The organism is Aquirufa avitistagni (assembly GCF_042715545.1).
GTDB lineage: Bacteria > Bacteroidota > Bacteroidia > Cytophagales > Spirosomataceae > Aquirufa > Aquirufa avitistagni.
The window spans coordinates 235,154-249,277 of the sequence record NZ_JBBKXZ010000002.1 but is presented as its reverse complement, the minus strand read 5'-3'; the positions used below and the strand labels follow the sequence as shown (position 1 = coordinate 249,277).

The following is a 14,124-nucleotide window of genomic DNA, read 5'->3' as shown; positions in this document are numbered from 1 at the left end:
TTAAAATAATAGGGTTGTTTTATTCTATGGTCAAAGGTCTCAAGAACTGCATTTAATCTGACTTCAGACTTCAGATTTTTATCTAGTATCAAACGCCTATTACTGCTCTGTACTTTTTCCTTCGGACTCCGGACTCCGGACTTCGGACTTTTTTCTTAAAGAAAAATTAGAACCAAGATATAATCGTCTCACTTGCTCATCATCCGCCAATTCCTGCGGCGTACCAGCCTTCAAAATCTTTCCTTCAAACAATAAATAAGCCCGATCCGTAATGGAAAGCGTCTCATCTACATTATGATCAGTAATTAAGATGCCAATGTTCCGGTATTTCAACTTGGCCACGATACTTTGAATTTCTTCAACGGCAATAGGGTCAACCCCCGCAAAAGGTTCGTCAAGTAAAATAAATTTAGGGTCTACAGCCAATGCGCGGGCTATTTCGGTACGGCGGCGTTCACCACCGGAAAGCACTTGGCCTAAGCTTTTGCGTACATGAGTTAAGGAGAATTCCTCAAGAAGGCTCTCTGTTTTTTCTTTTTGTTCGGTTTTGGACAGGCTAGTCATTTCGAGTACTGCGAGGATATTTTCCTCCACTGACAAGGTTCTAAACACAGATGCCTCTTGCGCTAAATACCCAATGCCCAAACGTGCCCGCTTATACATCGGTAAATCTGTGACATCCAAATCATCCAAATACACCTTGCCCTCATTCGGCTTCACCAAACCTGTAGCGATATAAAAGGAAGTAGTTTTCCCGGCGCCATTGGGGCCTAGTAGGCCAACAATCTCACCCTGAGCCACCTGATACGAAATATGGTCATTCACCAAACGCTGCCCGTATTTCTTAACTAAATTTTCTGTCCGAAGAATCATGGGGGTAAAAATAGGAAAATATAGTAAGGGGGCAATTATGAGAAGAGTTGTTTTTGATCAGCGAACCACCACTTAATAATTTTCCTCAGTTTTATTCTTTGATTTTCTTAACTTTGCTACTCATTTTTGTATCAGTCAAGCCCTGCCACGTTGTGGCTCAGGATGGCGAAGCCGTTCAACATATTCAATTTGGTTTTAGACAATTTATTTTCAGGTAAAATTCGAATTCAGCTTTTGACAAAGTTATTTTTGAATCCTGCAGCAAAAGTATATTTGCGTGGACTTGAACGTGACTTGGGAGTTAGTAGTAATACAGTTCGATTGGAACTTAATAAGTTGTACGAACTGAGGTTAATTCAGTTACATGACGCAAAGACCGACATTTCAAAAATCAAACATTATTCAGTTAATGCAAATCATCCATTATACGATTCAATGCGAGGAGTTATCTTAAACTTTGTGGGATTGGATAAAATAATGGAGCAGGTAATTGCAAATTTAGGGAACTTACAGAAAGTATACTTAACCGGGGACTTAGCAAAGGGTAAAAACTGTAAATTTGTAGATTTGGTACTTGTAGGAAATGTTGATAAACATTACCTTAATCAATTAATTGAAAAAGTAGAGCCTTTGATTGCTAAGAAAATTAGAGTAGGTATATTTAATCCAACAGAGTTTTCTGAAGATATTATGTCAGACATAGAATATAAATTGGAGTTGTTAGGTTAAGAAATTCATTCATATGAAACTAAATATATTGTTATTAGGGTGTGGTAGAATAGGAGAAAGGCATGCTGAACACATTTCAAATTATGGTAATTTAATAGCAGTTTGTGACACTGAAGAGTCTAAGGCGTCTTCCTTTGCGAAAAAATATAGCTGTAATTATTATATCACCATCGAAGAGATGTTTGCCTCAGAAAAATCTGCTGATGTCATTGCAATATGTACTCCGAATGGATTACATGCTGAACATTCTATTTATGCACTTAATCATGGGGTAAATGTGTTGTGTGAAAAGCCAATAGCTTTATCAACTTCTGATTGCGGTAGAATGATATCCATTGCAGAAAAAAACAACAAAAGAATATTTGCCATAAAACAGAATAGGTTTAATCCCCCAGTTGAAGTTGTTAAAAAGTTAATTGACGATGGGAAGTTGGGTGAAATATTTAGTGTCCAATTAAGTTGTTTTTGGAATCGCAATCCAGACTATTATTTAAATTCCTGGAAGGGAACAAAGAAATTGGATGGGGGGACTTTATTTACTCAATTTAGCCATTTTGTAGATCTGTTATATTGGTTAGTGGGTGACGTTAAACAGGTTAAGGCTTTCGGCAAAAATTTTAACCATGAGCATATAATCGAATTTGAGGACACTGGTGTTGTAATTTTGGAATTTATTGGAGGACAATTAGGAACCATAAATTATACAGTAAACTCATATAAGAAAAATATGGAGGGATCTTTAACTATTTTTGGAAGTAAGGGGACCGTTAAAATTGGTGGTCAATATTTAAATGAATTAGAATATTATTCATTAGAAAGTGACGAGAAAATTTCCATTGCCGAAGGAAATAAGCCTAACAATTATGGGAATTATGTAGGGTCAATGTCGAATCATAATCTGGTTTATGAAAACTTAATCGATGTGATGCAGAACAATGCACCGATTAGCACGAATGTGTTTGAAGCATTCAAAACTGTAGAAATAATCGAAAAAATCTATACTTCAATTGCTAATGGGGGGAATTAATTTCATACTTCATGAGTCAAAAATCATAGATACAAGTTTTGGCGAAAATGTTAAAATTGTAGGACCTGTTAATATATACGGTTCAGTTATAGCAGATAATTGTTTTGTAGGCCCATTTGTAGAAATTCAATCAAATACGAGAATAGGGAGCTATACGAAGATTCAATCGCACTCTTTTATATGTGAATTAGTTTCTATTGGATCTCATTGTTTTATTGGCCATGGTGTCATGTTTATAAATGATAAATTTTCAGATGGGGGACCTGCAAATGGAAATAAATTACTCTGGGGTCAAACTAATATCGGAGACCATGTGTCAATTGGAAGTAATTCAACAATTCTACCAGTTAATATTTGTAATCATGTAGTAATTGGTGCTGGAAGTGTTGTCACGAAGGATATCATTGAGCCGGGTATTTATATTGGAAATCCTGCCGTAAAATTAAATAAATAGAAAATGCGAGTACCTTTTGCCGATTTAAAAGCACAGTATTTAACTCATAAAAATGAAATAGATTCGGCGATTTTCAATGTTATTGAAGACGGATCTTTTATAGGAGGAAAGTATGTTGACCAATTTGAACAAGAATTTGGGAAAGCATATGGTGTCAAAAATGTTGTTTCCTGTGCAAATGGTACGGATTCCCTATATATAATTATGAAAATGTTAGGTATAGGCCCTGGGGATGAGGTAATAACAGTATCAAATAGTTGGATTTCAAGTTCCGAAACAATTACACAGACTGGAGCAAAGGTTAGATTTGTGGATATTGATCCAGATTATTTTACTATGGATGAAACTAGTATTGCTTCGTCAATTACTAAGGAAACTAAAGCAATATTGGTTGTTCATTTATATGGGCAAATGTGCAATATGAATGCAATTAAGGAAATTTGCGATAAGCATAAATTATATCTTATTGAAGATTGCGCTCAATCGCATTTTTCAAGTCTAGGAAATACGCGTGCGGGCTTATTTGGAATTGCAGCTTCATTTAGTTTCTACCCTGGGAAAAATTTAGGGGCATATGGTGATGCAGGATGTATAATTTCTAACGATGATGATTTTGCACTAAAATGTAGGAAATATTCCAAACATGGAGCATTAAAAAAGCACTTTCATGAGATAGAAGGAATTAATAGCCGAATGGATGGTATTCAAGCGTCTATATTGTTAGCGAAGCTTCCTTATATATTGGACTGGACTAGTAAGCGGATTCAAGTAGCAGAGTGGTATAATGACTATTTAGGAGATATTCCTCAGATAATTATTCCTAAAAAAAGGGAAAATACACTTCATTCATATCATCTATATGTCATTAAAGCAGAAAATAGAACTCAATTAATGAGTCATTTAAAGGCCTTAGAAATTGATACGTTAATACATTATCCTACTCCACTTCCATTTATGGAAGCATATGGATATTTGAAACATCAAATTAAAGATTTTCCCAATTTGGCTACTACAAGAGATCATATTTTATCGCTGCCAATTTTCCCAGAAATGACTCAAGATATGGTCAAATTTGTTGCTGATTCAATTCGTGCATTTTATCATGCGAATTAATTTATAGCATTTATGTTAGAATTATTTAAAAGACTATTAAAACACATCTCACCAAGGAGAAGATGGCAATTTGGGATATTGGCCATTTTAATCGTTATAGCTTCGATTTCAGAAGTAATTGGCTTAGGAGCCATATTGCCCTTTTTAACTGTATTGTTATCGCCTAATGTTGTATACCAGCACCCCAAAGCAGCATATTTATTAGAATTATTAGAGATAAAATCTTCTAATGATCTTTTAATACCAATTACTCTTCTATTTAGTAGTGCAATACTTTTTTCAGGCTTTATGAGGTTATTGCTTTTATGGGCGCAAACAAAAATTTGTTTTGCATTAGGGGGTGATTTTTCATACAAAACTTATAAAAATGTATTATATCAACCATATAAGATTCAAATTTCTAGAAATAGTAGTGAGGTAATTTCCGGTTTAGTTAAGGCCAGTGGACTAGTTAATTCAATAGTTTTACCGATCGTAAATATAATAAGTGCCACCTGTATGTTATTAATGATATTAATTACTTTATTATATATTGATGTGAAAATCGCCCTTACATCCATACTTGGTTTCGGGCTTATTTATTTTATAATTATTAGAATCACAAAACGAAAATTACAATTAGATAGTCAAAGAATTAGTAGAGAATCTACAAATATTATAAAGGCACTAAACGAAGGTTTGGGAGGAATAAGGGATATTCTAATTGATAATACACAGCAAACTTATTGTGATATATATCGAAATGCAGATTTGCCATCTAGGAAAGCACAATCAAATATTGCAATTATCTCGGCAAGTCCAAGATTCATATTAGAGGCTTTAGGAATGGTCTTAATCGCTTTTTTGGCTTTATTTTTGGTATTAAAAAGTAATTCAATTCTTAATGTTTTTCCCACTTTAGGGGCATTGGCGATGGGGGCACAAAGAATGCTTCCAATTTTACAAACTCTATATGTTAATATAATTACAATTAAGGGGAGTCAGGCATCGTTATCTGATGCACTTGAGTTAATGGATTACAAAATCCCTTATTATTCAAACATAGAAAGTGGCTTGAACTTCAAATATGAAAATTCACTTAAATTTCAAAATGTAAATTTTTCATATAATTCAGATGGCCCGATAATTTTAAAGGACATCAACTTGTTAATAAATAAAGGAGAAAGAGTAGGTTTTATAGGAGAAACAGGAAGCGGGAAAAGCACCTTAATTGACATTTTAATGGGCTTGACATTTCCTGATAATGGAGAATTCTTAATTGATGACGTTAAGTTAACGTTGGAAAATCAAAAATATTGGCAAAAGCAAATAGCACATGTCCCTCAGAATATTTTTTTAACGGATTCTACTATTTTAGAAAATATTGCTTTCGGAGTTCCAAGGAATGAAATTATATTAGAAAAAGTGGTTGAAGCAGCAAGAAAAGCGCAATTGCATGATACCATAGATTCGTGGGAATTGAAATTTGATACTTTGGTAGGGGAACGTGGTGTTAGGTTATCAGGAGGGCAAAAGCAGAGAATTGGTATTGCTAGAGCACTTTATAAGGATGCCAATGTAATTATTTTCGATGAAGCGACTAGTGCCTTAGATTCTGCTACAGAAACGGAAGTTATGAATTCAATTAATTCATTGAGTCCTGATTTGACAATATTAATTATTGCGCATAGAATTTCAACATTACAATTATGTAATAAAATTATTGAATTAAACTCTGGTAGAATAATTAATGTAGGCAAATACAATCAGATAATAGGCTTAAAAAAATAAACCCCCAAATATAATGATGGCAACAATTTTAATTAAAGTTCAAAACAAATTTTTTACATATTTAACGATAATAAAAAAATTATTAGTGCCAATAATTGTCCCTAAGAAATTTAGATTTAAAAGATTTATTAATGGTATTGAATCCTACTCTCAGTCATCCCAAGATATTTTTGTTCGGAGTATACTTCAAAATAAGAAAGGAGGAATATATGTTGAAATTGGGGCTTTCGATGAAATTGAGGATAGCAACACATTTATTTTAGAAAATAAATTGAATTGGAGGGGTGTTTCTTTTGAAATAGTTGAAGATGCGTGCCAAGATTTCAATAAAATAAGAAAAAATCCATGTATATGTGGAGACGCAACGACTATGGATTACAATGGAATTTTTCTTAATATGAATTTGCCTAAGCAAATTGATTATCTTCAATTAGATATTGAACCCGCTGAACAAACTTTAAAAGCATTATTGGCATTGCCATTAAATGAGTATCGATTTTCTGTAATTACTTATGAACATGATCGATATAAAAGTGGGGATGATTGTATGCGTCAATCTAGAGAAATTTTAGAAAATTTAGGGTACAAACTAGTTGTTCAAAATGTAAGAGTTAATGGATTAGATTTTGAAGATTGGTATGTAGATCCTTTAGTCATTAAGCCTGAAGCATATTCCAAATATCTTTTAAAAGATATAGAACATATAGATATTTTTAAATAGGCTAAACGAAATTATTTTAACAAGTAATAAAATAAATTTATGAATAGAATTACGAAATGTAGAGTTAGTGGAGATAAAAACTTACTTAGTGTATTGAGCTTAGGTGAGCAGTCATTAACTGGAGTATTTCCTGCTTCTAAACAGGAAGAGATTACAAAAGGGATGCTCGAACTTGTTTGGTCTCCAGAAAGTCAATTGTTACAATTAGCGCATTCTTTTGATTTAGAGGAAATGTATGGAGACAATTATGGTTATCGCTCAGGATTAAACCAGTCTATGGTTATTCACTTGACTAATAAAATCAACACCCTTGAAAAGTATGGTAATTTATTAAGTGGTGATTTAGTGATTGATATTGGTAGTAATGATGCTACTTCTTTGAAGGCTTATCAAACAAAAGGGATTGATCGAGTTGGCGTAGATCCCACAGGCAAGAAATTTAGTTCATATTATACGGACGGGATAAAATTGGTCCCAGATTTTTTCCCTTCGCCGGAGTTGATGAAAGAAACTAAAGGGAAAAAAGCTAAAATAATTACTTCTATTGCCATGTTTTATGACTTGGAAGATCCAATAGCTTTCGCTCAATCTATTCATGACTTTTTAACGGATGACGGCATTTGGCATTTCGAGCAAAGTTATATGCCCTCAATGATCCGAATGAATGCGTATGATACTATTTGTCATGAACATTTAGAATTTTACTCCTTATTTAATATCAAATATATTTTGGAGCGAGCAGATTTGAAGATCTTGGATGTTCAAATGAATAGTATTAATGGAGGGAGCTTTGCTGTTACTGCTTGTAAAAAAGTTAATAAAAGGAAAGCAAATGATGTAATTATAAATTGGTTGCTAGAAGAGGAAATTAAAATGGGTTTTGATTCTCCTAAACCTTTTAGAGAATTTGAGAATCGAGTTTTTCAACACCGTAAATCATTAAAGTCTCTAATAGATGGTTTAAATTCTGACGGGAAACGTATAATGGGGTATGGTGCTTCCACAAAGGGAAATGTATTATTGCAGTTTTGTGATTTTACAGAGAAAGATATTTCAGGAATTGCAGAAGTAAACCCGGATAAATATGGTTGTTTTACGCCCGGCTCTAATATCCCGATTTATTCCGAAGCAGATGCAAAGCGTATGAAACCAGATTATTATTTAGTATTACCATGGCACTTTAAGGACGGTATTATCCGGAGAGAACAAGAGTTTTTAGCTAATGGAGGAAAATTAATTTTTCCATTACCTGAAATTGAGATTGTAGGTGGTTGATTTAGATAAAAATTTAAAAAAAGCTTTTATTCTGGGGTGTGATGGCCAGGATGGGAGACTTTTAAGCAAGCTACTTCGCCAAAAGTCTTATGAAGTCATAGGCCTTTCGAGGGCTAAGGAATCAATCAATTTGGAGTTAAGTAGGTATATTAGCTTTGATTTACTTGAGGATAGTTTTCATTTGATTGAAGACTTTATTCGACTGGAGAAGCCTGATGAAATATATTATTTTGCAGCCTATCATAAATCTGCCCAGGAGTCTGATATATCTAGCTGGGAGGAGGCAGAGAATTCAGCTAGAATTAATTATTTAGCATTTATAAAAATATTAGGTATTTGTGAGCATTATTCTCCCTTATCTAGAATTCTTTATACCAGCTCTTCATTAATTTATTCAAATCTGGGAATAGAAATTCAAGATGAAAATTCAAATTTTGCACCTAATTGTCTTTATTCTTTGAACAAGGTTGCTTCAATGGAGGCCGCCAATTGGTTTAAGAGAACAAAAAATCTCTTTATTTCGGTAGCTATCATGTATAATCATGAATCAGCTTTGCGGTCGGATAAGTTTTTATCTAAAAAAATAATTAATCAAGTAAAGCAATACCTTTCTGGCGACCTTTCTGAAATTCAAGTAGGGGACTTAAATGCCATTACGGATTGGGGATACGCCTTAGATTACGTGGAGGCTTGTTGGCACATTCTTCAGCAAGAAAATTCAGGTAGTTATATCGTTTCTTCCGGAGTTTCAAGGACTGTAAGAGATTGGTTCACATGTTTAGAAGAAATTGTAGGCCAGACATTGCTTAATCGTGTTAAAGAAGATAAGTCACTTTTATTGCGTTCAAAGCCAGCACTTATAGGTGATAATCGGAAATTGTTAGATTCAGGATGGGATCCCGCTCATTCGTTTTTTGATATGGTTAGAAAAATTTATTTTGAGGAGATATGAGTCATTCATCAATATTTGAGGCATACTATGCTAATCCTGAATTTGTTGATAAATATGAAGAATTTAATGATTCTGGAATAGATGTTATTATTCCTGTTTTTCATACGAATGAACTTTGGGAAGTAAATTTAAAGTCTATATATCGAGAGATACCGGTTAAGAGGCTAATAATAAGTGATGGTGGAGTAATTGATAACAGCATTGAAATAGTTTCAAAATTTCCTCGTGTCGAAATATTGGATCATCGACATTTTAAGTCTCTAGGTAAATGTATTGCCGAACTTATAGCGAGTGTTCAAACGGAGTATTTTATTTATTTACATTCAGATGTTTACCTGCCCCCAGACTGGTATATCCATATGATAAAATATAAAGATACGTATGATTGGTACGGTTGTCCGATGAATATTACCTATATGTATAGTTTATTACATAATGATGAAAATCGTCCTTATGCAGGCTCACAAATGGGTCGCAAGGATGCTTTTACAGGCGTAGAAAAGTTTGTTGGCGATGATTATGTATACCGATTTGAGGATTTTGTATTTGACGAATATGTAAAATCGAAAGGATATAAAACGGGTAAAATCAGTGACACCTTTCACTATCACCAATCGATGTATCGTCAGACTTCTGGGCTAGATTTAAAGGTTAAATCGGTACAATTAAATGTTAACAAATCACCTGAAGAATTAATTAGAGAAGTTGAGTCATCAATTTTAACATTTATCAAGTATTTAGATAAACCAGAATATTTTGAACTATATAAATCAACATTGAATGGAGTCATCCAAAGTTCTGATAATCAGAACATTCAAAGGTTGGTTAAATTAATTATTTTAGATAAACATCAAGTTGAAACCTCACAATTAAATTTGCTTATATATTTAAGTTTTAGGGCATCTTCGTGGGAGGTAAAGCAGGAATTAATTAACATCTTTGGATTAAAAAAGATTGCAAAAATATTGTTAAAAAGAATATTTTCTAAAAATAGTTTGTTGAAGTAAAATTGAAAACTAAAGTTTTAGTATGTTATAATTATTTAGCGACTGAAAAGCAGTTCTTAGAGCAACTTTCGGTTGAATTAAATAAAGATATTTTTGAAATTCAATTATTAGATCTTTCAAACTTCAAGAATAGTAAACCTTTTTCAGAGGTTATTAACACTGAAAAGAACGGTATAAATCAAATATTAAGGAAAATTTTAAAGCTAGTTGGCGGTAGATTCGTATCTGATTTTATTTCGACAAGGACATATTTAAACAAATTATATTTAGAAATAAGTATGCTTGCCCCCGATTTGATTTTACTCGGGTGTGATAATACTTATAAATCTAATTTTGTCGTTTCGATAAGTTCAAAATTGAAGATCAAAACTATTGTCTTCCCTTTTTCAATGTGTAATCAAGAGGAAGTGCTTTATGCGGTTTCAGAATTAGGTTATAATTTGGAATTGAAGAATAAATTGCCCCTTTTTTTTAGAAATTTATTCTTCAATAAATGGATTAGAAATAAAGGGAACCGTTCTTATCTTTTCCCTAGTAGTCCACATTTTTTAATACAAACATTATTACGAATTTCACCACGAGATCCTTGGGTAATTTGTGGCGGAAATTCTGATTTTGTATTTGTGAATAGTGAATTTGAACGTGATTATTATGTAAAATCGGGTGTACCTAGTAGTAAGATTCGAATTTATGCATTAGACGAATCAGAGAATGCAAGTGTCATTCCAAATTTGTTTGTTTGGTCAGTACCTCCTGACCATATTAATTCTGGCATGTTTGATTCGTATGATCAAATGATCGAATTTCATTTAGATCTTTTTTCATTATTGGAAATAGACGTACAAATTTCTTTGCATCCGCGAATTCCAACTGACTATTTTTTGAGATTTAAGTTGTCTAAACGAATTCACGTTTCTAATGAGCCAATTCATACGTTATTAAAAAGGTGTGAATATTTTATTGCGAGCCAATCGGCTACAATTCGATTTGCACTCAGGGAGAATAAACATGTAATAAACTTTTGTATTTATGGTCTCCCTTATACAGAATATTCAGGGCTTTCTATGGTTAGTGAAGTTAATACCATAGATCAATTCAGTGAAATTATGACCTTGGCAAAAGGAAAGCGTTTATCGCAAAATGATCAGAATTTAGAGAATCATAGTTATTATAAATCGTCAGGTAAAAATTTGAATGAGATGCTATTATCAGTAGTAGATAAAAAATAAGAAGTCATGAAATGTATAATTGTTGGTTCAGGAAGAATGGGAAGAAGGCATATTCAAGTTGTAAAAAATTTGGGATATGAATTGGTTGGATTGCATGATATAAGTCGTGAGTCGTTAGAGATTGCAAAAGATGAATATCAACTCTCAGATGAAATATTAACAACTAATTTGGAAGACCTCTTTGTTTATGGTGTTCCTGATTGTGCAATTATTTCAACCACTGCAGATTCACATGAATCGATTACATGTTTATTTGCTTCAAAAGGAGTAAGCTATATTTTAGTCGAAAAGCCTATGGCAACTTCAGTTGCCAAATGTCTACATATGATAAATGTCTGTGCTAGTCATGGAACAAAATTGGCTATCAATCATCAGATGAGATTTCTTGATCAATATCGGATACCTAAATCTATGTTAACTTCTGAAGCTTTTGGAGGTATGAAAAGTATGACTGTAATTGCGGGAAATTTCGGATTTTCTATGAATGCAATCCATTATTTTGAAGCTTTCCGTTATATGACAGATGAAATTCCTTATGAGGTTACTGCTTGGTTCTCTGAGGGAAAAGTGAGTAATCCGCGTGGGGAGAGATTTGAGGATCGGGCTGGTTCTATTCGCGTTACGACACGTAGTGGGAAAGTTTTATATATGGAAATTGGTGATGAACAGGGCCATGGTATTATTGTCAATTATTTTGGAAGAAACGGTTTCATATTAGTAAATGAATTAACAGGAGAACTAAAATCAGAAGTACGAAAATCTGAATATTGGGACTTACCAACTACTAGATACGGAATGCCTGCAGACGCATTAACTGATAAAATAAAAGCGGTAGAGGTGATTGATTCAACAGCGGCTGTACTTAAGGCATTAATTTCAGATGAAGATTCAGTAACTGGCGAGGATGGGTTATTGGCGGTAAAAGTACTCGTTGCAGCTTACGAGTCAGTTTCAAAGGGTGGTTTACCTGTAAAGATTGATCAATGTAATAATTTAGACCAGGAGTATCCTTGGGCATAAAAAGTAATATGGGGAAAAAATGTAGAGTAGCATTTGTTGGGGCTGGTTATATGACCACAGAACATTTAAAATCTTTTAAGGATATAATTGATGTTGATTTAGTAGGGATATATAGCCGAACAAAATCAAAGTCAATTGGATTAGCGAATACATATGGAATCATGCATGTATATGATTCCATCACAGAAATGTTTCTGAATAGTAAGCCTGATTTGGTTGTTATTTCTGTTCCAGAGCTCGCATTGAATGGAGTTGTTCAGGAAGCATTCCAGTTTTCTTGGACGTGCTTAATTGAAAAACCTGCAGGTTATAATTTAGCTGATGCCAAGGAGATTCTTGAATTAGCCCATAAAAACGCCTCTAAAGTATTTGTTGCTTTAAATCGTAGACATTATAGCAGCACTTTGGAGGTGCAGAAATTAATTAGTGAATCGAATGAGCCAAGAATTATTTTGATTCAGGACCAAGAAGATCCTAATTCTGCATTGGCGGCAGGTCAACCTGAACTAGTTACAAAAAATTGGATGTATGCTAATTCAATTCATATAATTGATTATTTTCAACTTTTTGCGCGAGGAGAACTTGTGAAGACTGAAATTATAGAACCATATGATGCAAATTCTCCCTTTTTCGTACACGCTAAACTTACATTTAAATCGGGTGATATCGGAATTTATCAGGCTTTTTGGAATGCTCCAGGTCCATGGTCTGTTGTTGTCAATACCCAATCCAAGCGCTACGAAATGAAACCCCTTGAAAAATCACATGTTCAAGAGTATAGAAATCGGAATTCAATAGAATTGCCAGTTAATCCTTGGGATTTAGAGTTTAAACCAGGCTTACGACTTCAGGCTCAGAAGGTTGTAGATTCGATATTGAAGAGCGATTATATTTCTGATTTGCCTACCTTGGAAGATGCGTATGAGGCAATGAAGATTACGCATAGTATATATAATTATTAAGATGAATAAAAAAGTTTTAGTTACAGGTGCAGATGGTTTCATTGGAAGCCATTTGGTTGAATTGTTGGTTCAAAGTGGTTTTCAGGTAAAGGCATTTTGTTGTTATAATTCATTCAATTCTTGGGGATGGTTGGATACATTTTCAAAAGAATTATTAGAACAAATAGAGATTTTTACTGGAGATATTCGAGATCCTAATGGAGTTAGGACAGCTATGGAAGGTATTGATATTGTTTTTCACTTAGCAGCCCTCATTGCAATTCCTTTTAGCTATCATTCACCTGATAGTTATATTGATACGAATGTTAAAGGGACCTTAAATATCTTACAAGCTGCAAGAGATTGTCAAGTTGAAAGAATATTGATTACGTCGACCTCTGAGGTCTATGGAACTGCTCAATTTGTGCCAATAACTGAACTTCATCCAAAGCAAGGCCAATCACCCTACTCAGCTTCTAAGATAGGGGCTGATGCAATTGCTGATTCATTTTTTAGAAGTTTCAATTTGCCCATTACCATAGTTCGGCCATTTAATACATATGGACCAAGACAATCTGCAAGAGCTGTAATTCCTACCATAATTTCGCAATTATTGGCCGGTTTCGAGGAAATTAAATTGGGAGATCTTACTCCTACCAGAGATTTGGTATTTGTTAAAGATACTGCGAAAGGATTTATTGAAATTGCTAATTGCGATGATTTGATTGGTCATGAGATAAATATTGCTACGCAAAATGAAATTTCAATAGGTAATCTAGCCCAGGAGATTATCAATCAAATAAATCCTCAAGCACGTTTAGTTTCCGACGAAAATAGAATTAGGCCTCAAAATAGTGAAGTATTTCGTTTATTCGGCTCAAATGAAAAGTTAAAGCAATTTACTAATTGGTCTCCTGGAATAAGCTTAAGCTCAGGAATCGAAGAAACAATCGCTTGGTTCTCCTTATCTGAGAATCTGCAAAAGTATAAGCCTGAAATATATAATTTGTAAA

14 protein-coding genes are annotated in these 14,124 nt (G+C 33.6%); 13 read left to right on the top strand and 1 reads right to left on the bottom strand.

Annotated features, from left to right (window positions below; genetic code table 11):
- Positions 1-99: 99 nt before the first annotated feature.
- The gene (gene lptB / locus U0R10_RS06925; protein ID WP_377983231.1) at positions 100-873 is read right to left on the bottom strand and encodes an LPS export ABC transporter ATP-binding protein; all 774 of its coding nucleotides are present in this window, start codon (positions 871-873) and stop codon (positions 100-102) included.
- Between the two features lie 234 nt (positions 874-1,107).
- Here lptB and U0R10_RS06920 point away from each other — a divergent pair, with 234 nt between their 5' ends.
- From U0R10_RS06920 to U0R10_RS06860, 13 genes are read left to right on the top strand one after another with little or no spacing between them, the layout of a single operon-like run.
- Positions 1,108-1,602: a hypothetical protein gene (locus tag U0R10_RS06920; RefSeq protein WP_377983230.1), complete on the top strand. Its 495-nt coding sequence runs from the start codon at positions 1,108-1,110 to the stop codon at positions 1,600-1,602.
- A 13-nt stretch (positions 1,603-1,615) separates the two neighbouring features.
- On the top strand, positions 1,616-2,629 hold the full coding sequence (locus U0R10_RS06915) for a Gfo/Idh/MocA family protein (protein ID WP_377983229.1): 1,014 nt from the start codon (positions 1,616-1,618) through the stop codon (positions 2,627-2,629).
- Positions 2,616-3,083, top strand: a complete 468-nt coding sequence (locus U0R10_RS06910; protein ID WP_377983228.1) for an acyltransferase — start codon at positions 2,616-2,618, stop codon at positions 3,081-3,083. The genes U0R10_RS06915 and U0R10_RS06910 overlap by 14 nt, the downstream gene beginning before the upstream one ends.
- Positions 3,084-3,086: 3 nt before the next feature.
- Positions 3,087-4,196: a DegT/DnrJ/EryC1/StrS family aminotransferase gene (locus U0R10_RS06905; RefSeq protein WP_377983227.1), complete on the top strand. Its 1,110-nt coding sequence runs from the start codon at positions 3,087-3,089 to the stop codon at positions 4,194-4,196.
- Between the two features lie 12 nt (positions 4,197-4,208).
- A complete protein-coding gene (locus U0R10_RS06900) occupies positions 4,209-5,966 on the top strand; it encodes an ABC transporter ATP-binding protein (protein ID WP_377983226.1) in 1,758 nt (585 codons plus the stop codon).
- 13 nt (positions 5,967-5,979) lie between these two features.
- Positions 5,980-6,687: a hypothetical protein gene (locus U0R10_RS06895; protein WP_377983225.1), complete on the top strand. Its 708-nt coding sequence runs from the start codon at positions 5,980-5,982 to the stop codon at positions 6,685-6,687.
- 39 nt (positions 6,688-6,726) lie between these two features.
- Entirely contained in the window at positions 6,727-7,962 is a 1,236-nt protein-coding gene (locus tag U0R10_RS06890) for a class I SAM-dependent methyltransferase (RefSeq protein WP_377983224.1), read from the top strand.
- Positions 7,955-8,914: a GDP-mannose 4,6-dehydratase gene (locus U0R10_RS06885; protein WP_377983223.1), complete on the top strand. Its 960-nt coding sequence runs from the start codon at positions 7,955-7,957 to the stop codon at positions 8,912-8,914. Before U0R10_RS06890 ends, U0R10_RS06885 begins: the two co-directional genes overlap by 8 nt.
- On the top strand, positions 8,911-9,921 hold the full coding sequence (locus U0R10_RS06880) for a glycosyltransferase family 2 protein (RefSeq protein ID WP_377983222.1): 1,011 nt from the start codon (positions 8,911-8,913) through the stop codon (positions 9,919-9,921). Before U0R10_RS06885 ends, U0R10_RS06880 begins: the two co-directional genes overlap by 4 nt.
- Positions 9,922-9,923: 2 nt before the next feature.
- A complete protein-coding gene (locus U0R10_RS06875; protein ID WP_377983221.1) occupies positions 9,924-11,150 on the top strand; it encodes a hypothetical protein in 1,227 nt (408 codons plus the stop codon).
- Positions 11,151-11,156: 6 nt separating this feature from the next.
- Positions 11,157-12,170 carry a Gfo/Idh/MocA family protein gene (locus tag U0R10_RS06870; protein WP_377983220.1) on the top strand — a complete coding sequence of 338 codons (1,014 nt, stop codon included), beginning with the start codon at positions 11,157-11,159 and terminating at the stop codon, positions 12,168-12,170.
- 8 nt (positions 12,171-12,178) lie between these two features.
- Positions 12,179-13,132, top strand: a complete 954-nt coding sequence (locus U0R10_RS06865) for a Gfo/Idh/MocA family protein (protein WP_377983219.1) — start codon at positions 12,179-12,181, stop codon at positions 13,130-13,132.
- Between the two features lies 1 nt (position 13,133).
- Entirely contained in the window at positions 13,134-14,123 is a 990-nt protein-coding gene (locus tag U0R10_RS06860) for an NAD-dependent 4,6-dehydratase LegB (RefSeq protein WP_377983218.1), read from the top strand.
- The last annotated feature ends 1 nt before the right edge of the window (position 14,124 follow it).